Below are 25,468 nucleotides of genomic sequence, written 5' to 3'. Positions count from 1 at the left end.
TTGCCCCGACAGAGCCTTTTGCATATGCGAAAGAAAATCGCGCCAAAGACAGCCCTGGGAGGGGAGAGTGACAGCAACAGCGCAAGCCAATGACAACCAAACGCGGGGAGACGCTCCGTTGAAAGATCTCTACGAAATCGGCGAAATCCCGCCGCTCGGTCACGTTCCTAAAAACATGTATGCGTGGGCGATCCGCCGGGAACGTCACGGCGCTCCGGAAGACGCGATGAAGCTTGAGGTCGTGCCGACCTGGGAACTGGACAGCCATGAGGTTCTGGTTCTCGTGATGGCCGCCGGTGTCAACTACAACGGCATCTGGGCCGGCCTTGGCGAGCCGATCAGCCCGTTCGACGGCCACGGCGCCCCGTTCCACATTGCAGGTTCGGATGCATCCGGGATCGTTTGGGCCGTCGGTGACAAGGTAAAACGCTGGAAAGTCGGCGATGAGGTCGTCATCCACTGTAACCAGGACGACGGCGACGACGAGGATTGCAACGGCGGCGACCCGATGTACTCCAATTCCCAGCGCATCTGGGGCTACGAGACCCCGGACGGGTCCTTCTCCCAGTTCACCCGGGTTCAGGCGCAGCAGCTGATGCCGCGTCCAAAGCACCAGACTTGGGAAGAAAGCGCCTGTTACACGCTGACCCTCGCGACCGCCTACCGCATGCTCTTCGGTCACCACCCGCATGAACTGAAGCCAGGCCAGAACGTCCTGGTTTGGGGCGCATCCGGCGGTCTTGGGTCCTATGCGATCCAGCTGATCACGGCAGCCGGCGCCAACGCCATTGGTGTCATCTCCGATGAAGACAAGCGTGACTTCGTTATGGATCTGGGCGCAAAGGGCGTCTTGAACCGCAAGGACTTCAATTGCTGGGGCCAGCTGCCGAAGGTCGGCTCACCGGAATATGCTGACTGGTTCAAGGAAGTGCGCAAGTTTGGCAAAGCGATCTGGGACATCACCGGCAAGGGCAACAACGTCGATATCGTCTTTGAGCACCCGGGCGAAGCTACGTTCCCAGTCTCGACGTTCGTCTGTAAAAAAGGCGGCATGGTCGTGATCTGTGCCGGCACGTCTGGCTTTAACTGCACGTTTGACGTCCGCTACATGTGGATGCACCAAAAGCGCCTGCAAGGCTCGCACTTTGCGCATCTGCAGCAGGCATCGGCCGCCAACAAGCTCATGATCGAGCGCCGGATCGACCCGTACATGTCCGAAGTGTTCCCATGGGATCAGATCCCGCAAGCGCACACCAAGATGTGGAAGAACCAACACGCACCCGGAAACATGTCCGTCCTTGTCTGTGCACCGGCCACAGGTTTGCGGACCCTTGAAGACGTGATTGAAGCGGGAAAGCGCTAGATCAACCTTTCTCCCCGAAGGCTTAGAGCCTGATGCAGCCTGCCAGCCCTACATTCGGGCTGGCTTTTTTATTTGGCCGGCACCGTCAGACTTCCCCCATCTGTGGGCAGCAATCTCAGCATTCATCACATGGCTTGTGGAACCAGTCCCAATTCTGCTGCTATTCGCCGACACAGTTCCTGCATCGAATCACGATGCACTCCAGATACAGGCGCTTATTGAACATGCGTGCGACAGCCCGGCGATCCCTTTCCAGATTTTTGTTGATCCCCATTGGGCTCGCCGCCTTGGGACTGTCCGCCTGCATGGGCGATCGCCTGCAAACGCCACCGTTCTATCAGGATCTGGCAAAAACGGACGGTCAGGTCGATCAGGCGACAGCGGCGCAAATGATCTCGCAATACCGGATCAACAATGGCTTGGCGGCCGTCACACCCGACCCGCGATTGACCTCCATCGCACAGACCCAAGCCAACGCCATGGCATCCGCCGGAACAGTTCAGGCATCGCTTGCGTCCAATCTGCAACTGGAAACCCGCATGGCAGCAATCGGCGAGCCCAAAACCGCCGCTTCTGAAAATGTCAGTGCCGGTTATCGCACCTTTGCAGAAGCCTTTTCCGGATGGCGGGAGTCTGCCAAACACAACGAAGTTCTTCTTGCAAAGTCCGCCACCCGGCTTGGCATCGCAACAGCCTATTCTGCCAATGCCAAGCACAAGGTGTTCTGGTCGCTGGTTCTGGCGGCTCCGGCTCCAACTCAGTAGGGCCTTGTCAGGAACGCCTCGGACCACGTGGCGGCTGTACGGGATGCTGCGGCCGCGGCGGTCTGACCTGGGCCCGCGGCGGGCGATCCGGCAGTATAGGCGCAACAGCACGCGGCGGTCTCGGCTGATAATACGGACCACGCGGGCCGCGGGGCGGCGGCGCATAAACACGCGGGCGCACCGGCCGATTGTAAATGGTCACGTTCCGATTGATGATCGGCACGCCGATATAAACGCCCGCGCTTGGGATAGGCTGGCGGTAATAGCTGCCCCGCGTTCCGTAAACCAGATAGCTGCCGGAAACCCATCCGGACACGTTCCCGTAGCTGGCATCACACCAGCCATAGCCGGCGGTACATCCTGAAATCTGGACTGCCGCGCCTTGCGGCAAGGTTGTAATGACCGGATAGCTGGTTCCGGGCCCAGCCCGCATATTCAGCCCACTTGTAGTGTAGGCGACTGATGCATTTGCCTGGGACATTGCAGGCTGTGCAAGAAATCCTGCGGTCATCATCACCAATGCTGCTTGTTTCAACATGATATTTTCTCCAAAAACTACCAATGACACAGCAGTGATGTGGAGATTCAAAATGGCCCAATTGCAACGGAACCATTCATCTACAGTTCATATTGCAAGTCCAGCACAGTTTTCTAAAGAGCACATAAGTACTTAACGAAAGAATTAAATATAATACAGACAGCAACGAAACGATAGCTTCCGATATACGTTGAAACTGCTCAAAAGAACGGCTTGGTTCGAGAGGATGGCGGCCGCTACAAAACGAAAGCGCCCGCCAAAACACGGGCGCACCTCCCATTGCCGTATCGATCTTTGGATTAGTACCGGCGGTAGCCGGGCAGGGGCTGAACCCTTACCGGACCACGCCCATAGACCGGGTAGTTCTGCTGATAACGCGGCACGCCCACGTAAATCCCGGACCGCGGGATCGGCTGGCCGTAATACCGGCCCTGAACGCCATAGCTGAGATATTTCCCCGAGACCCAGCCTTTGACAGTGGTGAAAGCCGCATCGCACCACTGAAAATCGGCCGTACAGCCGAACACGGTGACCCCGGCGCCTTGAGGCAAGGTTGTCAGCACCGGATAGTTGGTTCCGGGCCCAGCGCGCATGTTCAAATTGGCTGTGGTGTAGGCGATTGCCGGGCCGCCGGACTGGGCGAGAGCCGGTGTTATCGTCAGGACCGCAGCGGCCAGAGCCATCGCAAAGCGGTTCAACATCCTCAAAAACTCCTGTTTATCTGCCCAGACATCGGCCATGTGAGCCGATAACGTGGCGAAAGTATAGCACCCTCAAGCGTTTCCGCCTTCATTCGGCATCATGTTCGCCCTTGATTTCGGTCAGAAGTCCAGACTTCATAGAGCCTTATCATTTGGGGGGCTCAAAACGTGATCCATCTTATTCTAAAGGCCTGCACGCGCAGAGCATTTAAAGCTGTATGTGTGGCAACGGTTCTGGCGGCCAGCACGCTGCCATCCAGCGCTTTTGATTCGCATGCGGACTATTACTATCCAGCTCCTCAGACAAGTGAGCCCTACATTTCAAACGTCGAACCGGCCCTTGATGCAAACAAGCGTTCAAGAGCGGCATTTGTCATCGGTCTTGCCGCGCAGCAATCGAAGCAAGCTTATGCCCCTGGTTACCACCTGTTCGCCAAGGGCGCGGAGCTGGAAAAACTGATCATCGTCGCCACGGGCGACGGTCAGTACGACACGCTCTACCGGATGCGCGCCCTTTTGGCGTCGCTGACCTCCATGGCCCGGGGCACCGAGCTCTTCGCCCGCACCGACCAGCCACAAGAGTTGAACTTCCTCGATTTCTGCAAACTGATCGGCTTCAAGCAAGTCACAGTCAGTAACGGCAAGGATGTCACCCACCAGATCAAGGTAAACTGATCCAGCCGCCGCGGGCCGGACCAGAGTCAGGACCTAGCGCTTCAGCTCACCGTTCAGCCAGTCCCGGAACTGCGACTTCGTGCCGAAGAAGGCATTGCGGTCGACATCACCCTTGATGCCCGGGATCCGGCCTTCTGCGGTGTATTGCCAGAACACCCAGTCGTCCCGTTGTTCGTAGATGTTGTTCGGATAGGTCGCCACTGAGCGCAGCCAGAAGTGTTCCTCCGGGAAAGTCCCTACAAGACGGTCCCGGTGAAAGTCTACGGACGAATAGATCACCGGCCGCTTGCCGTAGTGACGCTCCATCTCGTCCAGAAAGCGCTTCATGTCCGGAAGGATCCGTTCCCGTGGCGGACGCGTGGTGCATGTTTTGGAATGCGCGTTCCACTCCATATCCAGCACCAGAGGCAAGGCCTGCGGATCGACCGGAACAATTTCCTTGACCCAGGAGATCTGCTCCTCGACCGGCCGGCAGAAATAGTAGAAGTGATAAGCTCCGCGCCGCACGCCGGCTTTCCGGGCACCAATCCAGTTGTCGACAAACCGGGGATCGACGTGATCCCCGCCTTCGGTGGCCTTGATCCAGGCAAAGGCGACGCCGGACTGCCGGACTCGATCCCAGTCGATATCGCCCTGCCATCTTGAGATATCAATCCCGTGAACCGCGAAGTCCTCTGGTGTCGGATCTGGAAAATCATAGGCAGAACACGCGCTCAAAAACGCGAAACCGACCAAAGAACAAAACGTTTTGATCATTGCGAGCACAGCAACCTCGGTAGGGTTAAGAAAAGGTTTTTTCCGACCGCTAAAATGCAATGGAGTTCCTAACGGAACGTGGACGAAACTCGAAAATCCAAGCAAAATTACGTAGCAATGATCACGATCACCTGACTGCGGCCGAAATGCGACAGATCAAAGACGAGGAGAGGTAATACGCGCAACGCTTAACGCATGGAAACAGCGGTCACCTTCATCGCGCTTGGCGCGCTTCTTCTCATTGGCATGCTGGCCGATGAAGTCGGCCACCGAACGCGTTTGCCTAGGGTTACATTGTTGATCCTCTGCGGTCTGGCCGTTGGACCGGCCACCCTTGATCTTCTGCCGCATGTGCTAACGCAGCTGTACGAGCCGTTGTCGATACTTGCACTGTCCATGGTGGCGTTCCTGCTCGGCGGCAAATTGTCGAAACTTCATTTTGAGAACAGCGGCGGTACCGTCGCGACGGTCTCAATCACGGCTGTTGCGGCAACGGCTGTGCTGGTCGGAGGTGGGCTGGTGTTGTTTGGCTTTCCCCCAGCCCTGGCATTGATCCTCGCCGCCCTTGCCACTGCGACTGATCCGGCTGCAACCAACGACGTCGTCCGCCAGTACAATGCAAAAGGCCCATTTTCAGATACGCTGGCAGGCATCGTTGCCCTGGATGACGTATGGGGGATCGTTGCCTTTGCCCTTTGTTTGATGGCGGCGCAGGCATTGGTCGGCACTGGCAATCTGGATGCACTTTATCACGCGGCGTGGGATATCGGCGGCGCGATTGCTCTGGGAATTACGATCGGAATACCGGCGGGCTACTTGTCAGGGCGGCTGCGCTCCGGAGACCCGACACTTTCAGAAGCACTCGGAATTGTTTTTCTAACGGCAGGTTCCGCACTGTGGCTCGATGTGTCTTTCTTGCTGGCAGGCGTTGCCTGCGGAGCGACTGTGATCAATTCCGGACGTCACCATTCAAAGCCATTTCATGAAATCGAGCACATCGAATGGCCCTTCATGATATTCTTCTTCGTCCTTGCAGGTGCGTCGCTGGAACCCGCAAATCTGTTGAAGCTAGGCGGACTGGGCCTCGCCTATGTTGCCCTTCGAACACTGGGACGGCTGGCGGGCGGATGGCTCGGCGGAAAATTGCATCCGGATCCGGCTTTCCCCAAGAGCTACCTGTTTGGCCTTGCGCTTCTGCCCCAGGCCGGGATCGCGGTCGGCATGGCATTGGTCGCCGCGGAAGCCTTGCCCCATCTGCGCTTGGAGATTCTGACGATTGCAATTGGCTCCACCATTGTATTTGAGCTGATCGGTCCAATGCTGACGGCCCACGCTCTGCGAAAGGCGAACGAGATCGGGCACTGATCACCAAACAAGCCTGCCTCGCCTTTCGGATTGCACCAAATCCAAAAACACTTAAGAAGGAGGTCCCGCCACACCGTATCAGACAAGGCTCTCATGACAAACCGGCTTAAACTCGTCACCTGGAACATCAATTCCGTGCGTCTGCGCATGCCGATTGTCGAGCAATTGATCGAGGAAGTGGCGCCGGATGTCATTTGCCTGCAGGAAACCAAATGCCCGGACGCAAATTTTCCGGAAAAAGCTTTCCGGACAGCCGGCTATGAGCACATGGCGATCAATGGCCAGAAGGGCTATCACGGGGTCGCGACAGTCTCCAAGCTGCCGTTGACCAACGTTGAAAAGCGGGATTTCTGCAATGTTGGCGACAGCCGGCATGTGGCCGTCGATGTGCCGTTCAACGGGTCAGCCTTGAGGGTCCACAACTTCTATGTGCCGGCGGGCGGCGATGAACCCGACCGGGACAAGAACGACAAATTCGGCCATAAGCTCGATTTCCTCGGCGAGATGCAAGAGTGGCTGCAAGGCGCTGAAACCGCCAAACCCGCCGTTCTGGTCGGTGACTTGAACGTCGCCCCTTATGAACACGATGTCTGGTCTCACAAGAAACTGTTGAAGGTCGTCTCACACACACCGATCGAGACCGAGCTTTTCGAAACCGTCCGGGAAACCGGCGGCTGGCTGGACGCCATGCGCCAGTTCACACCGATGGAAGAGAAGCTCTACACATGGTGGAGCTACCGGGCAAAAGACTGGTCGGCAGCCGACAAGGGCCGCCGTCTGGACCATGTCTGGGTGTCTGAACCGGCATCAAACCACATCAAAAGCACGGAAGTGCTGCGTGATGCCCGCGGCTGGGAAAAACCATCCGACCACGCGCCTGTTGTTGCGGTGTTTGAGGCCTAATCCCGATAAGAAATCTCCGTCCGGTTATCCGGACGGGCGGCCCATTCAAAATAGGCCTTGTGAAGTGCTGTCGTAATCGGACCCGGCGCATCATTTGAAAAGATCCGGTCATCCACCCGGGTGACCGGTGCAACGCCGCCACCGGACGTGGTGATGAAAACTTCGTCGCTCTCAAAGAACTCACTAAGCGCCAAGGCCCGTATCTCGATCTCAAGCCCCTGTTCTGCCGCGATATCCAGCACCGTCTGACGGCTGATGCCTTCCAAAACACCGCTTTCAGCCGTCACCAGCGTTCGGCCCTTTACAGCAAACACATTGAAGCCCGGCCCTTCGGTCACGTTGCCATCATCATCGAGCAAGATGACAGTCTCCGCGCCGTGGTCCTTGGCCTCAAACAGACCCTTGGTGAAATCACCCCAGTGGTAGTTTTTGACCTTCGGATTGACACTGCCGGGCGAAATCCGGTGCACGGTCTTGGCGATATGAACATGGGCGCCTCTTTCCGCGATCTCCGGCCGGATGACGTGAACATAGGGCACGCACCATGCAAAGAATTGGTTCTTGCAGTCCCGGGGATCGCGCGAACCCGGCACCTGGTTCACACCCCGGGAAGTGACCATTGCCACGTAGGCCTTTCGCAGCCCCGTCGCCGCCACGAGCGATTGAAGGGCGTCTTCCATCTCCTCATCGCTCAACCCAGGGTCCAACCGCAGTTCGTCCATCGAGCGGCGGAAACGGGCCAGATAATGGGGCAAACGAAAGAATGCACCATCCAAGACCGGGACCACATCATAGGTAATGTCCGAATGGATCAGCCCCCAATCTGTAACAGGCAATGCGGCCTCGGAAATCGGCATGAGCCTGCCGCCCATCCACGCGGCACCGTTGGACAAATCTGAGATGGTAACGCGAACATCGACGGTGGAGGACATGGAGGGCAGCTTTCGGTGTGATGGATGGCAATTCCGCCAGACTACGGCACGAGAATGACCTTGCCAAACACCTTCCGCGCTGCAATTTCATCCAGAGCCGTCCCAATCTTCTCAAACGGATAAACGGCGTGAATATGAGGCTTGAGCTTGCCCTCACTCACCCAGGTCAGAAGCTGGCTCATATTGGCCTTGTGACCGTCCGGGTCTTTCTTGATCGCCGCACCCCAGAACACGCCCCGGATGTCGCAGCCCTTTAGCAGGGTCAGATTCAATGGGATTTTCGGAATATCCCCCGAGGCAAATCCAATCACCAGGAAGCGTCCCTCCCAGGCGGTCGCCCGAAGCGCTTGTTCGGCGAGGTCTCCACCGACTGGATCATAGACAACATCGACACCGGCGCCGCCAGTGAGCTCCTTCAATGTATCCTTGAGTGAGACCTTGGAGTAATCGACCAGCTCGTCAGCGCCGAGTGATTTTGCAAAGGCGAGTTTTTCTTCCGAGGATGCGCAGGCGATCACCTTCGCGCCAATGATCGATGCGATCTCGACGGCCGCCTGACCAACGCCACCGGATGCCCCAAGGACCGCGACAATTTCCCCAGCCTTGAGGTCGGCCCGGTCGCGGAACGCGTGAAGCGTCGTGCCATAAGTAACCGTAAGACCGGCAGCGGTCTCGAACGAAATGTCGTCAGGCATTTTGACCAGCGCATCCGGCGTGATGACCACTTTTTCCCGCGCTGCCCCAAAGACCATGTAGCCCATCACCCGGTCCCCGACGGCAAATTCGGTGACCCCGTCGCCGACCTGATCGACAATTCCAGCGAATTCCGCGCTCGGAGAAAACGGCGGCTCGGCCTTGAACTGGTATTTACCCTGAATGATCAGGGTATCGAAGAAGTTGAGCGCACAGGCCTTTACGGCGACGACGACTTCACCAGCTGCGGCAACCGGATCTGCGAGTTCCTCGATGACGAGATTTGAAGGCGGGCCGTAGGACGGGCAAATACAGGCTTTCACGGGGCACTCTCTCAATCTGGAACTCTGAAAAGTTGTCTATGCTTAGCAAGCCGAGGGAGACAGGGAAACTGGCTCAAAAGTCGTAACGACTGACAAGGTTGGCATTTGATGCAGCCGGCAAAGGTTCAAACCACGCCAACTTTCGGGTATGAGACCGGAAACCCATCACAAAAAACAACGAACGGAAGCAAAATGCGCGGATATTTCGCGGTCGGTGCCGAAGGCCTGTCGAAACGGATGAACCTTGGAACGCTGATGCGGTCCGCCCACGCCTTTGGAGCGAGCTTCTTCTTCACCGTAGACGCCGAACAAAAGATCCGCAGGGCTCCAAAATCGGATACCTCCAAAAGCCCGGGGCATTTGCCGACGTTTGACTGGGACAGCGTGGACACCATGGATCTTCCGCGCGGCTGCCAGCTGGTCGGGATCGAACTGACGGACGAGTCCATCGACCTGCCAAGCTTTGGCCATCCCTTGCAGGCCGCCTATGTGCTCGGCCCGGAACGCGGGTCATTGTCGCCGCAAATGCTTGAACGCTGCGATCACGTGGTGAAAATTCCAACGAAGTTCTGCATCAATGTCGCCATGGCAGGCGCTATCGTGATGTATGACCGGCACAGGGCAATGGGCCGTTATGCAGACAGGGCCGTATCGTCTGGTGCACCAACCGTTGAACGCTCAAAGCATGTCAGCGGCGGCCCGATCAGCCGGACCGGGCGGATTGTTCCTGGGAACTGATCAGTTCACGTCGACAGCTTCGTCAGTCTCAATCAGCTGACGGAGCCGGCCAAAGGCGAGACGAATACGGGATTTGACCGTTCCAAGCGGCAGGCCTGTCTGGTCGGAAATCTCGCTGTGCGACAGCCCGATGAAAAACGCCAGGCGCACGACTTCTTTTTGCTCTTCAGGAAGTGAGGCCATGGCGGCTCTGACGCGCTCTTCGCGGAGCCGTGCATCCATCTCGTCGGCAACATCTGGCAGCGGCGTCGGCTGCAACGCGGGCTCTTCCGGATCCAGCTCTGCGGTTTTTTGCCGCCGCAACCGGTCAATCCGGCGGTTCCGGGCAATACGAAACAACCAGGTGCTTGCAGACGACTTGCGTGGGTCAAACAGGTCAGCCTTGCGCCACAGGGTCACCATGACGTCTTGCGCGACTTCTTCGGCCACGGCGTCATCGGCGCCCTGTTTCATCAGGTAGCCTTTCAGACGCGGTGCGAAATGATCGAACAGCTCGACAAAAGCCGCTTTATCCCGGCTTGTCGCGACCTTAACAATCAGATCGGAAAAATATTGCGTTTGTGCCAAAGGCCAATCAACTCCACTTCAGTCCCCTCTGTTTAGCAGGTTCGGCGCAATTCGGAAGAGGGAACAGCAACATCGCCACACTGTCGCCCTGTTTTCTCGCGAGAGGCAATACGGAACAATCGCGAGGGCGCGCCTTTGCATTTTAAAGAAAGGAATTGTCGGCTTTGGGGCTTCAACCCTTTCGTAACCCGCTTTAAGTTATCATTAAAGCAACGTTTATATGTGTGTCGGCAATTGAATTAAATTTGACCGGAACCCCAAACCAAACGGTGTGGAGATCATGAAAGCAAAAACGCTGGTACTGGCCCTGGCAGGTTTCGCCGCCTCAACTGCGGTAGCGTTCGCGCAGACCCCGACGCTTTTGAAACAGCACAGAGATTGGGCGGCCTACGCGCTGACAAGTGGCAGCGGTAAAGTCTGCTACGCTTTGACCAAACCAACGACGATGCTTCCCGGCGACAGAAACCACGGCGATGTCTTCTTCTTTGTGACGTCCCGTCCCGCCGAAGGTGTCAGTTCTGAACCAAGCCTGCTGGTTGGCTATCCTTTCAAGGACAAGTCTTCTGTGAGTGTGGATGTGGACGGCAAGGCGTTCACCTTGTTCACGAACAACGACGGAGCCTGGGTCGAAAACGCGGCCACGGAGGCTCAGTTGGTTGCAGCGATGAAGGCCGGCCGTGAGATGTCCGTAAATGGTGAATCCAGCCGGGGGACACGGACAACCTACAAGTTTTCGCTGTCCGGTGTGACGGCTGCGATCGACACTGCCGCACAAGCCTGCCGCTAACGGCTGCCGTCACCTTCAAAGGCGGCTCCACGCATAGCTCCGTTGCGCTCGGAAAACTTGATTTTCCGGGCGCTTTGTGGTTTTGAGACGGTCAATATCTCCCTGAGAAAAACAGGTGAACCGGCATCGACGCTGCTTCGGCAAGCGGACTGACTTCGTGGCCGGACAAAAAACGGATCACAAAATGGCGGTTACGCTCGACATCGCGCGGGAGAATCCCAACGCGCAGACAGTTACAGGCATCGCACCGAATTCCGGGCCGGACGAAGACAAACCGACGCTGATCGGCCTGTCACGCGAGGAACTTGGCGAAGCTCTGGGAACGATCGGCGTGCCGCAAAAGCAATGGCGCATGCGGTCGTCGCAGCTGTGGCATTGGCTCTATGTGCGCGGCGTTTCCGACTTCGCGGAAATGTCGAACATCGCCAAGGATCTGCGCTCCAAGCTGGATGAGGCGTTTACCATCGCCCGCCCGAAGATTGTGTCGGAACAGATCTCCGTCGATGGCACCCGCAAGTGGCTGTTCCAGTTTCCGCCGCGCGGGGCCGGGAACCCTGTCGAAGTCGAAACCGTCTACATCCCGGAAGAAGGCCGTGGCACACTTTGCGTGTCGTCACAGGTCGGCTGCACCCTCACCTGCACTTTCTGCCATACAGGCACGCAGAAGCTGGTCCGCAATCTGACATCTGAAGAGATCCTGTCCCAGATCCTGATTGCCCGTGACCGGCTTGGCGATTTTCCGGATGCGCACACGCCGCAAGGTGCGATCGTTCCGTCCGAAGGCCGTCTGGTCACCAACATCGTCATGATGGGCATGGGTGAGCCGCTCTACAATTTCGAGAACGTGAAAAAGGCCCTGCTCATCGCCTCGGACGGCGACGGACTGTCGCTCTCCAAACGGCGCATCACCCTGTCGACATCCGGCGTGGTTCCGGAAATCTTCCGGACAGGTGACGAGATCGGCTGCATGCTGGCAATCTCCCTCCATGCTGTTCGCGACGAGGATCGCGACATCCTGGTGCCGATCAACAAGAAGTGGAACATCAAGGAACTGCTTGACGCTTGCCGCAACTATCCAGGCCTGTCGAACGCCAAGCGCATCACCTTTGAATACGTCATGCTGAAAGACATCAACGACAGCAACGAAGACGCGCTGGAGCTTGTCCGGCTGCTCAAGGGTATTCCGGCGAAAATCAATCTCATCCCGTTCAACCCCTGGCCGGGCTCTCAATATGCCTGTTCGGATTGGGAACGGATCGAGGAATTTGCCGACATCGTCAACCGGGCCGGTTACGCCTCTCCGATCCGCACCCCGCGCGGACGCGATATTTTCGCCGCCTGCGGACAGCTGAAGTCAACCTCTGAACGCATGCGCAAAAAAGACCGGGATGCATTGGCGGCAAAAAAGGCTGCGGTTTATTGATTTGAAGCGTTGACCTCAACGCCCAGCAACTTCGGTCAGCGCCAAGCGGATCAGATTTGAGAACATAGCAACTCCAGGCTCGATCAAGTCATCCGGGAAATTATAGTCCGGGTTGTGAAGGTCCGGCTGGTTTTCGCCTGCACCGAGCCCGAACATGCCGCCCTCGTACCGCTGAGTGATTTCGCCGAAATCCTCTCCCCAACGGAAGGGACGGTCGATCAAGACAAACTCTGCATTCGCGCCCGTAGCCGCCCGCTTGATCATATCGAACGCCAGCTGACTGTTGGAATTGGCTGCAAATTCTTCCCTGGTTTCAAACTCGAGTGTGAGACCATAGGTCTCAGCAAGTGCCTCCGCAGCCGCTGACAGTTCTTGCCACATACGTTCGACCACATCGCCCCCCGCGGCCCTCAAAGTATAGTGCACCTCGCCACTCCCAGGGCAAACTCCCGAGGATTGCACACCCATTTCAGTGTAGATCGGCACAATCAGCGCATAGGTATCAGCGTTGTCGTAGCGTGCTTCAATCTCGCGGGCCTTGAGAGTCAGTTCCGCCATTGCAAAAGACGGACTTGCTCCTGTTTCTGGCTGCGCGCTATGCGCCTCCTTGCCGGCGTATTTTATGGCAACATACTTGACTGCAGAGGCAAACGTCCCTGACTTGCAGACAACCGCCCCTTTCGCGAACCCCGGAAGATTGTGCAAGGCAAACGCAAAGTCTGGCCGGATGGATTCAAAATTCGGATGCACACAACAGGTCCGGGCACCGGTTCCAGTCTCTTCGTCTGGCTGAAACAGCAGAACAACACGGCCACTGTCCGGCCGCTTCGCCAGCGTTTGGGCAACACCGGCCATGATCGTCATATGTCCATCATGTCCACACTTGTGCCCCACACCGTCGTAAACAGATCTGTAGGGCAGATCCTGATTCACTTCATGAATTGGCAAAGCATCCAGCTCGGTCCGGAGCATCACCGTTTTGCCGGGTTTTGCGCCATCATAGATCGCTGCAAATCCGGCCCCTGAAAGCGGAACAAAAGCGTCAGGCGCTGCATAGTCGGTAAGAAACCGGCGCATGTACTTGGCTGTCTCGGCCTCCTGCCGGGAGACTTCCGGGTGCGCATGCAGCCAATGCCGCAATTCGATTAACTGATTGAGATGAAATTTCAATTCCGGACCTATTTGCAATTCCTGAAGTGTTTGAATCATTCAAACATACTGAAAAGTGGACCAGGACCAAGCCCCGCGGAACAAACAACTGCCAGACCGAATGAGATTGACCCAAAAAAAGCGGGGCCACATCGGGCCCCGCTTTTTTTCAGCTTTCGATGAAAGCCAACAGATCGGCATTCACCTCATCCGGATGGGTTGCAAAGAACCCGTGGGAGAGACCGGCATAGGTTTTCTGAGTACCATTTTTCAGAAGCTTGATCGCCTTGTCCGCTGAATTGGCGATCGGGACAACTTGGTCGTCATCGCCGTGCAGCACCAAGACCGGGACATCAATCGCTTTCAGATCCTCGGTTTGATCGGTTTCCGAGAACACGGCAATGCACTGATAATGCGCAGACGCGCTGCCCATCATGCCCTGGCGCCACCAGTTCTGGATGAGGCCCTCGCTCACCTGCGCACCGTCCCGGTTGAAGCCATAGAATGGGCCGGAAGGCACATCCAGAAAGAACTGTGCACGGTTGCTCGCCAATGCAGCCCGCAGCCCATCGAACACCTCCAATGGAATGCCGTCCGGATTAGTTTCGGTTTTCAACATCAATGGCGTAATGGCGCCGAGGAGAGCAGCCTTGGCAACCCGGCCCGGTTCAGCCCGCGCAACATAACGTGCGGCTTCCCCGCCGCCGGTGGAATGACCGATATGAACTGCGTTTTTCAGATCCAAGTGGCGGACAAGCTCTGCAACATCCGCGGCGTAGGTGTCCATGTTATGGCCCCGGTCCGTCTGTTCTGAACGGCCATGGCCACGCCTGTCATGCGCAATGACACGATAGCCCTTGGACAGGAAAAAGAGCATCTGATTGTCCCAATCATCGCCACTCAACGGCCATCCATGGTGAAAGACGATGGGCTGAGCATCGGTCGAACCCCAGTCTTTATAAAAGATTTCAGTTCCGTCCGTAGTTTTGAAAGTCGCCATTCTCAAGTCTCCTTCGTTTCTGGATGTTGCTGCGGCAAAGCCAGGTACAGCGACAACCGCGAGCAGCGCTCCGCTGCCTTGCAACACTTGCCGCCGGTTAGGGATGAGCGTTTTAAGATCAGTCATTGGTCTTGGGTCTCTGTCGTTGTTTCGACATGGACACAGATAGATGTTTGGACGTACGCTCGGAATTGGCGTAAATGACTTTCATCGAGGCATAAGTGACAAATCGTCTAAGTAACTGTATCGCAGAAATTGCCCTGCTGAATTATCCGGAATGCCAACTTGCTGCCGTGCACGGGCTTACGGACCTTTTTCGCATCGCCAGCGAGTGGTCCGATGCGGGTTCAGACCGGTGGATCAGGGTCACACACTGGGCACCCCATGCAGGCAACAACAGCCCTGAGATTACCTGCACCTTCGATACACATCCCGGTGCCAATCATCGGGCAGACTACGTGATCGTTCCGCCGAGCATCGCCATGCCGGAAAAGATGCAATCTGTTCCAGAGGCGGCCAAATGGCTCACTCACCAGCACGGGCGGGGCAGCCGGATCTGTTCGGTATGTGCAGGTGCATTCGTTTTGGCAGAGAGTGGGCTGATCGATGGCCGGCAAGTGACGACCCATTGGGCCTTCGCTCAAGAACTCGCCTCAAAGTACCCAGAGGTGAGCGTTGCAGATCAACATATGGTTTTAGACGATGGCGACATCATTACTGCTGGTGGAATTCTCGCATGGACCGATCTTGGATTAACACTGGTGGACCGTCTCATGGGACCCAGCACGATGCTCGCAACTGCCCGCTTTCTGCTAATTGATCCCCCGCGCCAACTACAGCGACCTTTCAGCCAATTCATTCCAAGGTTTGACCACGGCGACGATTCAATCCTATCCGTCCAGCATCACATTCACGCACACGTTGCCGACCCACATAGTCTTGAAGAACTATCAAGTGTTGCCAACCTCGGTAGCCGCACATTCCTGCGGCGTTTTGCAAAGGCAACCGGCCTGAAGCCAACGGAATATGTCCAAAATGTCAGGATCAGCAAAGCACGCGAGCACTTGGAACTAACTGTAAAGACGGTTGATCAGATCACTTGGGACGTTGGTTATTCCGATCCGGCAGCTTTCAGGAAAGTCTTCCATCGCCTGACCGGCCTCACCCCGAACAGCTACCGGCAGCGGTTTGGATTGGTCTTTGTGCATAAACATCAAGAAAAAGAAGTCAAACCGATCAGTTCCTAACTCAGCTGTGAATTGAACGTGACGCTTTCAATCCCCATTTCTCGGGTTGCCGGGGGTGATCCCGGCTTTTCTGCCGAACAGAAACTCCCGGAGATCGTCATGACAAGTATTGATTACAGCGGCTCCCGCCGCCGCGAGCCAAGTACGCCGCACCTCCTGCCTCCGCTTACCCCAGCCACAGCCATCACTCTGCTCCTCGCCGGTTTGGTTGCGACCGGTGTCTGGGAAATTTGGGCGCGGGGTGTAACACCTCTTCTGATCGGAGGCCCCTTGGAGCCTGCCGGTCTTATAAAATCCAGCTTCGGAATATCTTCCAGTTTTCTGGCGGAGACGATCCACATAGCAACCGGGCTCATCATCTATCCGCTCGTATACCTTTTTGTCGCGCAACCCATCGCCCGGCTTCTGCCGGTCGAGTTTCCCTGGCCTCTCACCGGGGCCGGTTTCGGCATCGGTCTCTGGATCTTTGCCATGTATGTGATGGCACATCTGGTGGCCGGTTTCCCAGCGTTCCTGGGTTTTGGGGATCTGGCACTTGCCTCGTTCTTTGGGCACCTGCTTTACGGTCTCACCGTTGCCGGGATCGTTGCCCTGCGCAAAGCTTGACGGTGCTTTGAGCCCATAACAGCAAAAAGGCCGCCTCAAGGGCGGCCTTTCGCGTTCTATATTGGATCCGGCTCTAAACCAGACCGGCTTTCGTGAACGGCAGGCTTGTAATCCACTCGTCCTTCGCAGCCGCAATTGCATTGGCCACAGCCGGACCGATTGGCGGTGTTCCCGGCTCACCGATCCCGGTCGGAGAATCGGTCGAAGGAACGATGTGCACCGCAATTTCCGGCATGTCGGAAATGCGAAGTGACTCGTAGGTGTCGAAGTTTGTCTCTTCGACATACCCATCCGAGAGTGTCACCTGGTTACGCAGGATGGCGCCGAGACCATAGCCAATGCCGCCTTCAACCTGGGCACGGATGTTGTCCGGGTTGACCGGAACACCGCAGTCGACTGCTGCCGTGACCTTTTCCACCTTGACCGTTCCATCCTCGCGGAAGGAAATCTCAACGACTTCCGCCACATAAGACCCGAAGGACTTGTGAACGGCGACACCGCGATGGCGGCCCTCCGGCAGCGGCGTGTCCCAACCAGCCTTCTCGGCAGCCAGCTTCAACACATTCGTCTTGCGCGGATCGTCCTTGAGAAGCTCAAGCCGCAGAGCCACCGGGTCTTTGCCGGTTTCCTTGGCGATCCGGTCGATCATCGTTTCCATGACATAGGCCGTGTGGGTGTGCCCCACGGACCGCCACCACAGAACCGGCACCGGCGTTTCCTGGAAAGCCTGGTCCATGTTCATCATCGGGAACGAATAAGTGGTGTCGGACGCCCCCTCGGTCATGTTGTGGTCCACACCGTTGGGCATCAGCATCGGCTCAAAGGCCGTGCCCTTGATGATGGACTTCGCCGCGATGTTGTATTTCACCGCCGTGACGTTGCCGTCGCCGTCGAGACCAACCTTGATCTTGTGCGCAGACATCGGACGGTAGTACCCACCGGCCATATCGTCTTCGCGGGTCCACACGATCTTCACCGGGCGCGGCTCCATGCCGGCTTCCCGCATCGCCTTCAACAGGAAGGAAATTTCCGAGACGGGATGCGCATCCCCTTGCGCCCGGCGTCCAAAGGATCCACCGGCCCACAATGTGTTGATGCTGACCTTCTCGAACGGAATGCCGAGGATGGTGGAGGCAACGTTATGGTCGATGGTCGGGATTTGCGAGCCAAACCAGAACTGTGCCGTTTCGCCGTCAAATTCACCGACAATATCCAGCGGCTCCATGGCACCATGGGCAAGGAACGGGAAATCGTAGTCGATCTCCATGACCTTTGCGGATGCTTCCAAAGCTGCATCGACATCGCCGTCTTCGCGCACCTTGAGGCCCGGCTTGGTGGTCATGTCCTTCAGTTCGGTCATCATTGCATCAGTGGAGCGGGTTTCAGCCGCACTGTCGTCCCACTCGATCTCCAGAAGATCGCGTGCCTTGATGGCCGGCCAGGTGCTTTCAGCGACCACGGCAACACCATTCGGGATCTGGAAGATGTCGACGACACCTGCGACCGTCTTGGCTTCAGCCGCATCGAAGGACTTGACCGTACCGCCAAACCGCGGTGAACGTGCAACCGTTGCGGTCAGCATACCCTCGCGATTGAAGTCGATGGTGTAGGTGTTTGGCGCACCAACCGTCTTGTTCTTGACGTCCTTCCGCGGGAACGACTTACCGATATAGACCCACTGGTCCGGTGTTTTCAGGGCCGGTTCCGCCGGAACATCTTCGTTCGCTGCCAAACCTGCCAGCTCACCGAGCGTTGCCGATTTACCGGAAGAGTGGGAAACAACACCGCCGGAAACGGTGATTTCACCTGCCGGGACGTCCCATTCCTTGGCAGCCGCGGAGACAACCATCGCTTTTGCAGCAGCACCCGCCTGGCGGTACTGCATGAAAGCATTAGGCATGGCTGTAGACCCGCCCGTGCCCTGAACGCCGAACAGACTGTTGGCATAAAGCTGCGGATTGGACGGTGCCAACTCAAGCACGATTTGCTCGTGAGATGCGTCGAGTTCATCTGCAACCAATGTTGCCAGACCGTTTGCCGTGCCCTGACCCTTATCGAGGTGCTTGGACAAAACGACGACCGTGTTGTCCGGCCGGATATGCACAAACGGCTGTACAAATTCACCCGCATCGGCAGCCGCTTTCGCCGCGTTTGGCATCTTGGCTGCGATAATCAGGCCACCAACAGCACCGGCTGACATTTTCAGGAATGTGCGGCGGCTCGGCTTTGGAGCTTCAAGAGGTTTTTGAAGGAGATGCAACATGACTTAGGCCTCCATCTTGTCGGCTGCGGCATGGATCGCCTTGCGGATCCGGGCGTAGGTCGCGCAGCGGCAGACGTTTCCGTCCATGGCGGCGTCGATGTCTTCGTCGGTCGGTTTTGGAGTGTCGGTCAGAAGCGCCGTGGCCGCCATGATCTGACCAGACTGGCAGTACCCGCATTGCGGCACGTCCAGCTCGTTCCAAGCTTCCTGAACGGCTTTGGCGGCTTTTCCGTTCACGCCTTCGATTGTGGTGATTTCGGCGCCCTCAAGGTCACCGACCATGGTTTGGCAAGAGCGAATCGGCATTCCGTCCCAGTGAACCGTGCATGCTCCGCAAGATGCGATGCCGCACCCGAATTTGGTGCCGGTCATTCCGAGCTCGTCGCGCAGTGCCCAAAGCAGCGGGCTTTCGGGATCCGCATCAAGCGTGCGCGTTTCCCCGTTAATTTTCAAAGTTACAGACATGAGGAGGCGTCTCCCTTGGCTGGCCTAGACTGGCTGAAGGATGTAAACTACACTGTGCAGTGTAAACAGTAGATCTGCATCTGTAAACGCACTAGTTTACATAGGGCTCAAATTTTGGGATTAAAGAGCGATAAGAAGCGCTGGGTTTACAATGTCGGTATCCGACCAGAAAAAGAAACAAATCGTCGAAGCGGCCATCGCCGAGTTCCAGGAAAAAGGTTTTGCCGGTGCAAGCATGGACCGGATTTCGGAACGGGCGCAGGTTTCCAAACGGACCGTCTACAATCACTTTGAAAGCAAGGAAACGCTTTTCAAAGCGATCAACCAGTGCCTGGCGGACCAGGTCAACTCGGCGCTTGAAGTTCCTTATGACCGGGACAAACCGATCCGTGATGCCTTGATCGAACTCGGCTGGGCCGAGGGCGAGCTGATGGTTTCGCCGTGCTTCATGAACCTTGCCCGCATGGTCATGAGTGAAACGATCCGGGACCCGGAACTTGCAGCGGACATGAACGCCCGCATGACAAAGCTCAGCATTTTCGCAGATTTCATGGAGCGGGCAACATCCGATGGGCGCCTTTCGGTTCAAGATCCGGCTGTCGCGGCAGAACAGTTCCTCGGCCTCATCAAGTCGCGCAGCTTTTTTCCGAACATCTATGCCAATCGGGTCGCCGAACGGGATGAGATGGACAAGATCATCAAAGAGAGCGTGGATCTGTTCCTGGCGCAATATGCTGCGCCTGAAACTGAAGCGGCAAAAAAGTCTGCTTGATCAGCCTCTAGGGTCCTCACCCTAGCTTTTCCCCGAGGGTCCCACAGGGTTATCCAGAAGCTGCCCCCAGCGTGTGCGGTCCGCCATTTGGGCCCGGGTTTCATCGGATATGAGACCGCGGACGTTCTCCGGCGCCCAGCCGCCGCCGAGCCCTTTATAAACCGCAACGAGGTTGGTGAGCACGTTCGCTTCAGCAGCAATCAGCCGTTCCTCGGCCACAAGCAGGCTCTTTTGCGCATCGACCACGCGATTGTAGGACGCCGTGCCGTCTTCATATTGAGCTTCAACTTCGCCCACAGAACTGCGGGCCGCCCTCAGACTCCGCCGAAGATAAAGCGCCTGCTGCTTGGATCGTAAAAACCCGGTCAGCGCGTTTTCCACTTCCGCATAAGCGGACAGCACGGTGTTTTCGTAGGTCAGCAAGGCTTCCTGAAACTTGGCGTCTTGCACCCGGACATTGTTCCGGATCCGGCCATAGTTCAGGAAATTCCAGGAAAAACCGGGATTGAAAAGAGCCGTTGTTGCCCCACCAGTAAAGAGATTTGAAAAATCATCTGCCCGCACACCGATCGCCCCGGAAATGGTGAATGCCGGGAAGAGATCTGCCTTGGCCACGCCAATTTGTGCAGATTGGGCACCGGCAATGTATTCGGCCTGACGAATGTCGGGCCTGCGGCGCAGCATGTCCGCCGGAACGCCAATCGCGACTTCCGCCGGCACCCGAGGGAAGCCTGAACGGCCGGAAAAACGGGCTTTCATTTTGCCCGGCGGCTCGCTCAACAGCACGCTCATGGCGTTGTAGGCCTGCGCAAGTTCGGCCTCATAGCCCGGAATGGCCGCCAGGGTGTTGTTGTAAAGGACGGTCGCTTCATGAACATCCAATTGGGATGCAACGCCATTCTCCAGCCGGAGCTGGGTGAGGTTCAGAGACTTTTTCTGAAGCGCGGCATTTTTCCGGCTCGAGGCAGCAAGTTGTTGCAGCTCCCGGATGGTAACGTATGTCGCCGCAATATCGCCAGTGAGCGTCACCAACGCGTCGTCATAGGACGCCAGGTTGGCGTTCAAGTTGGCCTTGGCGGATTGAACGTCCCGGCGGATCTTGCCCCAGATGTCAATTTCCCATGCCGCGTCAAACCCTGCAGAAACACGCGAGATGTGACTGTCCACCAGACCGGCCCGCTCAAGATCACGGATTATCGGATCCTGCGTGCTGAACCGGATGTTCTCCGAGTTCCCTTTCAACTGCTGGACCTGTGGAAACAGCTCGCCGCGCGCGATGCCGAGCTGAGCACGCGCCTGGTACACCCGGACACCCGCCGCCTGCAGCTCAACGTTCTGGCGGTACGCCTCAGCGATCAGGCCATTCAGCGCTTCATCCTTGAAAACATGCCACCACGGCACGGAGGCAGCGCTGCGGGTCGTAAAGCCGGTGCGGTGATCAACGGAGAGGTTTGCGCCCTTGCCCCAACTGTCGAGCACCGGCGCCTCGGGACGCTCAAAATCCGGACCGACCATACATCCGGAAAGGAGAGCGGCGCCTGCAAGGCTTACAACCAATCCCAAATGTCGAAACACGCTCACCGGCATCACCTACACATCAAACGGGATGATGAAGTTCACCCAGGCGTACAACCGCATATTGACCCGGCGCAGCACGGACACCCATTCTCCGCCACCGCCCGTATAGATCGCTGCAGCACCATGAGCGCCACCCGGGAACCTCTTGAGTGCCGGATCTTCATCCAAGACGATCTCAACTGCAAACCGCCCCTGCGGATGCATGAACAGGAAGTTGGGCACATTTCCGCTCGGTTTGATCTGACCTTGGCCGGTTCCTTCCCAAATCGCCTTCACTTTTCCGGTAAACACCTGACCGGGATAGATGTCCAGCGCAACTTCAACCGGCTGGCCGGGCTCTACAAATTTCAGGTGCTCCTGATAGAAGGTTGCAAGAAAATAGGGATTTGCATCCGCAACAAAGGCTGCGATTGACGCGATCCGGAAGCCGCCAACAACAAGTCCAGGCCGCGCTTGCTGGCTGATGATCCGGCCGTCCTCCGGCGCAAAGATCGTCGTCTGATCGACATAATATTGCGCCTGTTCCACCTGGGCTTGAGCTGCGGCCACCTGGGCATTCACACCATCGATTTGCGCCGCGACCGCGAGCTGCGCTTTCGTCACATTCGCTTCGGCCTCGGCGACTTGCGCTTTCGCCCCGGCCAATTGCGCCGTCCATTGATCTAGCGTTTCCTGGCGGGCGCCGCCTTTCGGAACAAGATCCGTGTAGCGCTTCACCTGCTCAGCGGCAAAGGTTTCATTGGCTTCAGCCTGGGCCAGCTGATCCTGCGCAAGAACGACATCTTCTTGGAGGATCAGTGCATTCTGCTGCGCCTCGACCAGGTTGGCCTGCGCCTCTGCAAGCTGGGCGTCATACAGCGTTGATTCAAACTGATAGAGCTTGTCGCCCTTCTTCACCGGTTGATTCTGGGTGACAAAAACGTCTTGCAACAAGGTCGGATGCGGCAGTCTGGGCGCGATCTGGATTGTCTGGCGGATCACATGTCCGTCAATTGTGTAAGGCGCGAAGAAGCGCAGTAAAACAACCAACAGGAACAGGACGTGAAAGCCAACCCAGAAGGTCACCATCCCCCATGCAACATTGAACTTCAGAAGCTTGAACTTGTAAAAAACCAGCCATGCAAAGATGCCATAGGCCCCAAGGATCAGAAGGGCGATCGTCATGCCGCGCCTCCGGGCTTGGGCTGCTCTTCAGGTTGCTTGCCGACCTGAGCCTCGGTTTCATCGGAGGCACCGGACAGCGCCGGCGTCGCTGACAGTATATCGCCTCCTCCATCCTCGGCGTCCGCGTTTGTTTTGATTTGACCGCCCTTCGGCAGCTTGCGAATGTCGATCGTCAAGGAGTCGTGGTAGGACCACATCAATGCGTGGATCCAGGGAAAGACCGTAAACAGGCCGATCCAACCACCCAATTTCACAGATTCAGCATGCGGGTGCTTGCGCTTTTCCGCGAGTTTGCCCGGAAGACCGCCCAGCGTGATCATGACATAGAAGAAAGCAATAACCGCCAGAACACCGATCAAGAAGGTCAGGTAATCATAGCCGTCGAGCTTGAAATCAATCAGGTTCATGGGTCCTCCGCGCCAGCCCCCACATGGTTAAGCTTCGCCCTTCCGACACCCTCAAACGCTCGGCTGGCAATTGCAACCCTCTTTGCAGCCCGCTCCAAGCGTGTTTGAAGCACAGGATGATTGAAACGGCGGTCCTTTGCACACTTCTGGGGCTTGCGCGGCGAATAGAACCGGCTAAATTGCCGCAAAATTTCAACGAAGCGGACCTTTCCGCACAACTCACGAACTGGATCCTCCCTCAATGGCGTATGGTGACATCAAGAAAGTCGTGCTGGCCTACTCCGGCGGCCTCGACACGTCTATCATTCTGAAATGGCTGCAAACCGAACTCGGCTGCGAAGTAGTGACCTTCACGGCAGATCTCGGTCAGGGAGAAGAGCTGGAGCCGGCGCGCAAAAAAGCCGAGATGATGGGCATCAAGGAAATCTATGTTGATGACCTGCGCGAAGAATTCATTCGTGACTTCGTCTTTCCGATGTTCCGGGCCAATGCCGTTTATGAAGGCGTCTACCTGCTCGGCACCTCGATTGCCCGTCCGCTGATTTCCAAGCGCTTGATCGAGATCGCCGAAGAAACCGGCGCCGATGCGGTTGCCCATGGCGCGACCGGCAAGGGCAATGACCAGGTTCGCTTCGAGCTCTCCGCCTATGCGCTCAATCCGGACATCAAGGTAATCGCACCGTGGCGGGACTGGACCTTCAAATCTCGGACAGATCTTCTCGATTTCGCCGAGAAGAACCAGATCCCGGTGCCGAAAGATAAGCGCGGCGAAGCCCCGTTCTCAGTGGACGCCAACATGCTGCACTCGTCTTCCGAAGGAAAGGTTCTGGAAGACCCGAACGAGGAAGCGCCGAACTATGTATTCCAGCGCACCGTTGACCCGACTGAAGCCCCGGACGTTGTCACAGAAATCGAGATCGGCTTCGAAAAAGGTGACGCGGTTTCTTTGAACGGCGAAAAAATGTCCCCGGCCACATTGTTCGCAAAGCTCAACGACTATGGCCGCGACAACGGCATTGGCCGCCTGGACATGGTTGAAAACCGGTTTGTCGGTATGAAGAGCCGTGGCATCTATGAGACCCCGGGCGGTACGATCCTGTTGCAGGCGCACCGGGCCATGGAATCGATTACGCTCGATCGCGGCGCAGGCCACCTCAAAGACGAGTTGATGCCGCGCTACGCCGAATTGATTTACAACGGCTTCTGGTTCTCTCCGGAGCGCGAAATGCTGCAGGCCCTGATCGACAAAAGCCAGGAGCATGTCACCGGCACCGTTCGCCTGAAACTCTACAAGGGCAACGTCATCGTCGTCGGCCGTGCATCACCCTATTCGCTCTATGCAGAAGAGCTGGTGACCTTTGAAGACGACCACGGTGCTTACGATCAAAAAGACGCTGCAGGCTTCATCAAGCTGAACGCTCTGCGCCTGCGCACGCTTGCCAAGCGCAACCAGCTCGGCTGAGCCATGAACACACCCGCCGCAACCCGCTTTTCCGAAAAGCTTGTTGCGGCCGGTTTTCTTTTGTTCGGGGGTTTTAAACCGGAGCACACAGACCTGGTGCCGGAGACCGGCACCGGTTCTACGTCCAAAACCCTACTGATCATTGGCAGCACCGGCCCCGGCCTCTGGCCAGCCTTCAAGTCGGCACCGGAAGCAGAAGACGGCCAACCGGATCCAATGGACCGGTATACACGGCGGGTCTTGAGTAAAATTGCGGACGGCTTTGGGTTCCAGCCACTCTTTCCTTTTGACGGCACGCCCTATCATCCGTTTCAGAAATGGGCTTTGAAGTGTGGAGGGTTCTCCCAGAGCCCGTTTGGACTTCTGACGCAAACAAGATATGGGCCTTGGGCCGGGCTCCGCGCCGCCTTTCTGTCCGCCGACGATCTGGACATCCCCACCCCCAGAGAAACACTTGGTCCATGCGTCACATGCCAGGAAAAGCCCTGTCTGACGGCATGCCCGGTCGGCGCCATTCAATTAGACACCGGCTACGATGTCCCGCTTTGCCTTGAGTATCTCGGCAGAACACCAGATACCGGATGCTGGAGCGGGTGCCAGGCCCGCAAAGCCTGTCCGGTTGGCCAGCACCACTTGCCTGACGAGGCTAATGGCCGGTTTCACATGAAAAGTTTTGTGGGACTAGCCTGAGATCAGCAACGCACAGTGACTGCGTTTTGGTCAACAGCTGGCGCCAGAACGAAAGACCAATGCGCGCGCCTGCATCGGTCGGCCTGACACTAATGTGCTCGGTTCTAAGCGACTCTGTCGCAATGGCAACGAGCATA

The 25,468-nt window shown here is 57.0% G+C and carries 26 protein-coding genes; 13 read left to right on the top strand and 13 right to left on the bottom strand.

What is annotated here, in order from left to right; translation table 11 throughout:
• Window positions 1–67 precede the first annotated feature (67 nt).
• Window positions 68–1,363, top strand: coding sequence for a crotonyl-CoA carboxylase/reductase (gene ccrA, locus SADFL11_RS19775; protein ID WP_040451069.1), 1,296 nt, complete (start codon window positions 68–70; stop codon window positions 1,361–1,363).
• Window positions 1,364–1,587: 224 nt separating this feature from the next.
• Window positions 1,588–2,127, top strand: a complete 540-nt coding sequence (locus tag SADFL11_RS19770; protein WP_040451070.1) for a CAP domain-containing protein — start codon at window positions 1,588–1,590, stop codon at window positions 2,125–2,127.
• Window positions 2,128–2,134: 7 nt separating this feature from the next.
• On the opposite strand, the gene SADFL11_RS19765 is transcribed toward SADFL11_RS19770, so the two are convergent.
• Together SADFL11_RS19765 and SADFL11_RS19760 are read right to left on the bottom strand one after the other, a co-directional pair.
• Complete coding sequence (locus SADFL11_RS19765; RefSeq protein WP_008193000.1) at window positions 2,135–2,665, bottom strand: SH3 domain-containing protein; 531 nt, start codon at window positions 2,663–2,665, stop codon at window positions 2,135–2,137.
• A 299-nt stretch (window positions 2,666–2,964) separates the two neighbouring features.
• Entirely contained in the window at window positions 2,965–3,366 is a 402-nt protein-coding gene (locus SADFL11_RS19760; protein ID WP_167579010.1) for an SH3 domain-containing protein, read from the bottom strand.
• Window positions 3,367–3,534: 168 nt separating this feature from the next.
• Here SADFL11_RS19760 and SADFL11_RS19755 point away from each other — a divergent pair, with 168 nt between their 5' ends.
• On the top strand, window positions 3,535–4,041 hold the full coding sequence (locus tag SADFL11_RS19755; protein WP_209002657.1) for a hypothetical protein: 507 nt from the start codon (window positions 3,535–3,537) through the stop codon (window positions 4,039–4,041).
• A 33-nt stretch (window positions 4,042–4,074) separates the two neighbouring features.
• On the opposite strand, the gene SADFL11_RS19750 is transcribed toward SADFL11_RS19755, so the two are convergent.
• Window positions 4,075–4,797, bottom strand: a complete 723-nt coding sequence (locus tag SADFL11_RS19750) for a glycoside hydrolase family 25 protein (protein WP_008191300.1) — start codon at window positions 4,795–4,797, stop codon at window positions 4,075–4,077.
• Window positions 4,798–4,992: 195 nt separating this feature from the next.
• On the opposite strand from SADFL11_RS19750, the gene SADFL11_RS19745 reads away from it, so the two are divergent.
• Both SADFL11_RS19745 and xth read left to right on the top strand, forming a co-directional pair.
• Window positions 4,993–6,162, top strand: a complete 1,170-nt coding sequence (locus SADFL11_RS19745) for a cation:proton antiporter (RefSeq protein WP_008196364.1) — start codon at window positions 4,993–4,995, stop codon at window positions 6,160–6,162.
• A gap of 93 nt (window positions 6,163–6,255) precedes the next feature.
• The gene (gene xth, locus SADFL11_RS19740; protein WP_008188969.1) at window positions 6,256–7,065 is read left to right on the top strand and encodes an exodeoxyribonuclease III; all 810 of its coding nucleotides are present in this window, start codon (window positions 6,256–6,258) and stop codon (window positions 7,063–7,065) included.
• On the opposite strand, the gene SADFL11_RS19735 is transcribed toward xth, so the two are convergent.
• Window positions 7,062–7,997, bottom strand: coding sequence for a branched-chain amino acid--2-keto-4-methylthiobutyrate aminotransferase (locus tag SADFL11_RS19735; RefSeq protein WP_008188909.1), 936 nt, complete (start codon window positions 7,995–7,997; stop codon window positions 7,062–7,064). The genes xth and SADFL11_RS19735 overlap by 4 nt on opposite strands.
• Window positions 7,998–8,038: 41 nt before the next feature.
• Window positions 8,039–9,013, bottom strand: a complete 975-nt coding sequence (locus tag SADFL11_RS19730) for an NADPH:quinone oxidoreductase family protein (protein WP_040451071.1) — start codon at window positions 9,011–9,013, stop codon at window positions 8,039–8,041.
• Between the two features lie 192 nt (window positions 9,014–9,205).
• On the opposite strand from SADFL11_RS19730, the gene SADFL11_RS19725 reads away from it, so the two are divergent.
• Window positions 9,206–9,751: an RNA methyltransferase gene (locus tag SADFL11_RS19725; RefSeq protein WP_040452598.1), complete on the top strand. Its 546-nt coding sequence runs from the start codon at window positions 9,206–9,208 to the stop codon at window positions 9,749–9,751.
• On the opposite strand, the gene SADFL11_RS19720 is transcribed toward SADFL11_RS19725, so the two are convergent.
• Window positions 9,752–10,318 carry a sigma-70 family RNA polymerase sigma factor gene (locus SADFL11_RS19720; protein WP_040451072.1) on the bottom strand — a complete coding sequence of 189 codons (567 nt, stop codon included), beginning with the start codon at window positions 10,316–10,318 and terminating at the stop codon, window positions 9,752–9,754.
• Between the two features lie 280 nt (window positions 10,319–10,598).
• Between SADFL11_RS19720 and SADFL11_RS19715 the strand changes: the two genes are divergently transcribed.
• Window positions 10,599–11,105 carry an invasion associated locus B family protein gene (locus SADFL11_RS19715; protein WP_050776157.1) on the top strand — a complete coding sequence of 169 codons (507 nt, stop codon included), beginning with the start codon at window positions 10,599–10,601 and terminating at the stop codon, window positions 11,103–11,105.
• A gap of 184 nt (window positions 11,106–11,289) precedes the next feature.
• A complete protein-coding gene (gene rlmN, locus SADFL11_RS19710; RefSeq protein WP_040452600.1) occupies window positions 11,290–12,528 on the top strand; it encodes a dual-specificity RNA methyltransferase RlmN in 1,239 nt (412 codons plus the stop codon).
• Window positions 12,529–12,543: 15 nt separating this feature from the next.
• On the opposite strand, the gene SADFL11_RS19705 is transcribed toward rlmN, so the two are convergent.
• Complete coding sequence (locus SADFL11_RS19705; protein WP_008191303.1) at window positions 12,544–13,737, bottom strand: amidohydrolase; 1,194 nt, start codon at window positions 13,735–13,737, stop codon at window positions 12,544–12,546.
• Between the two features lie 109 nt (window positions 13,738–13,846).
• Window positions 13,847–14,677, bottom strand: coding sequence for an alpha/beta fold hydrolase (locus SADFL11_RS19700; RefSeq protein ID WP_040452602.1), 831 nt, complete (start codon window positions 14,675–14,677; stop codon window positions 13,847–13,849).
• A 221-nt stretch (window positions 14,678–14,898) separates the two neighbouring features.
• On the opposite strand from SADFL11_RS19700, the gene SADFL11_RS19695 reads away from it, so the two are divergent.
• Window positions 14,899–15,924: a GlxA family transcriptional regulator gene (locus SADFL11_RS19695; protein WP_008196981.1), complete on the top strand. Its 1,026-nt coding sequence runs from the start codon at window positions 14,899–14,901 to the stop codon at window positions 15,922–15,924.
• A 99-nt stretch (window positions 15,925–16,023) separates the two neighbouring features.
• Complete coding sequence (locus tag SADFL11_RS19690) at window positions 16,024–16,530, top strand: hypothetical protein (RefSeq protein WP_050776158.1); 507 nt, start codon at window positions 16,024–16,026, stop codon at window positions 16,528–16,530.
• Window positions 16,531–16,603: 73 nt separating this feature from the next.
• Here the strand turns inward: SADFL11_RS19690 and SADFL11_RS19685 are convergent, their stop codons facing one another.
• Complete coding sequence (locus tag SADFL11_RS19685) at window positions 16,604–18,793, bottom strand: xanthine dehydrogenase family protein molybdopterin-binding subunit (RefSeq protein ID WP_008194259.1); 2,190 nt, start codon at window positions 18,791–18,793, stop codon at window positions 16,604–16,606.
• 3 nt (window positions 18,794–18,796) lie between these two features.
• On the bottom strand, window positions 18,797–19,258 hold the full coding sequence (locus SADFL11_RS19680) for a (2Fe-2S)-binding protein (protein ID WP_040451073.1): 462 nt from the start codon (window positions 19,256–19,258) through the stop codon (window positions 18,797–18,799).
• A 151-nt stretch (window positions 19,259–19,409) separates the two neighbouring features.
• Here SADFL11_RS19680 and SADFL11_RS19675 point away from each other — a divergent pair, with 151 nt between their 5' ends.
• Complete coding sequence (locus SADFL11_RS19675) at window positions 19,410–20,030, top strand: TetR/AcrR family transcriptional regulator (RefSeq protein WP_008197216.1); 621 nt, start codon at window positions 19,410–19,412, stop codon at window positions 20,028–20,030.
• A 21-nt stretch (window positions 20,031–20,051) separates the two neighbouring features.
• Here SADFL11_RS19675 and SADFL11_RS19670 read toward each other — a convergent pair whose 3' ends face one another.
• Genes SADFL11_RS19670 through SADFL11_RS19660 form a run of 3 tightly spaced genes read right to left on the bottom strand, consistent with a single transcriptional unit; the run spans window position 20,052 to window position 23,179 of the window.
• On the bottom strand, window positions 20,052–21,611 hold the full coding sequence (locus SADFL11_RS19670) for an efflux transporter outer membrane subunit (protein WP_167579008.1): 1,560 nt from the start codon (window positions 21,609–21,611) through the stop codon (window positions 20,052–20,054).
• 9 nt (window positions 21,612–21,620) lie between these two features.
• Window positions 21,621–22,772 carry an HlyD family secretion protein gene (locus tag SADFL11_RS19665; RefSeq protein ID WP_008190715.1) on the bottom strand — a complete coding sequence of 384 codons (1,152 nt, stop codon included), beginning with the start codon at window positions 22,770–22,772 and terminating at the stop codon, window positions 21,621–21,623.
• The gene (locus SADFL11_RS19660; protein WP_050776007.1) at window positions 22,769–23,179 is read right to left on the bottom strand and encodes a DUF3302 domain-containing protein; all 411 of its coding nucleotides are present in this window, start codon (window positions 23,177–23,179) and stop codon (window positions 22,769–22,771) included. The genes SADFL11_RS19665 and SADFL11_RS19660 overlap by 4 nt, the downstream gene beginning before the upstream one ends.
• Before the next feature lie 241 nt (window positions 23,180–23,420).
• On the opposite strand from SADFL11_RS19660, the gene SADFL11_RS19655 reads away from it, so the two are divergent.
• The gene (locus SADFL11_RS19655; RefSeq protein ID WP_008189240.1) at window positions 23,421–24,641 is read left to right on the top strand and encodes an argininosuccinate synthase; all 1,221 of its coding nucleotides are present in this window, start codon (window positions 23,421–23,423) and stop codon (window positions 24,639–24,641) included.
• Window positions 24,642–24,644: 3 nt separating this feature from the next.
• Window positions 24,645–25,331: a hypothetical protein gene (locus SADFL11_RS19650; RefSeq protein ID WP_008196480.1), complete on the top strand. Its 687-nt coding sequence runs from the start codon at window positions 24,645–24,647 to the stop codon at window positions 25,329–25,331.
• Window positions 25,332–25,468: the final 137 nt, after the last annotated feature.

Origin of the sequence: Roseibium alexandrii DFL-11, assembly GCF_000158095.2 — a bacterium.
GTDB lineage: Bacteria > Pseudomonadota > Alphaproteobacteria > Rhizobiales > Stappiaceae > Roseibium > Roseibium alexandrii.
The sequence above is the reverse complement of the archived record's forward strand: the minus strand, read 5'-3'. Positions and strand labels throughout refer to the sequence as shown.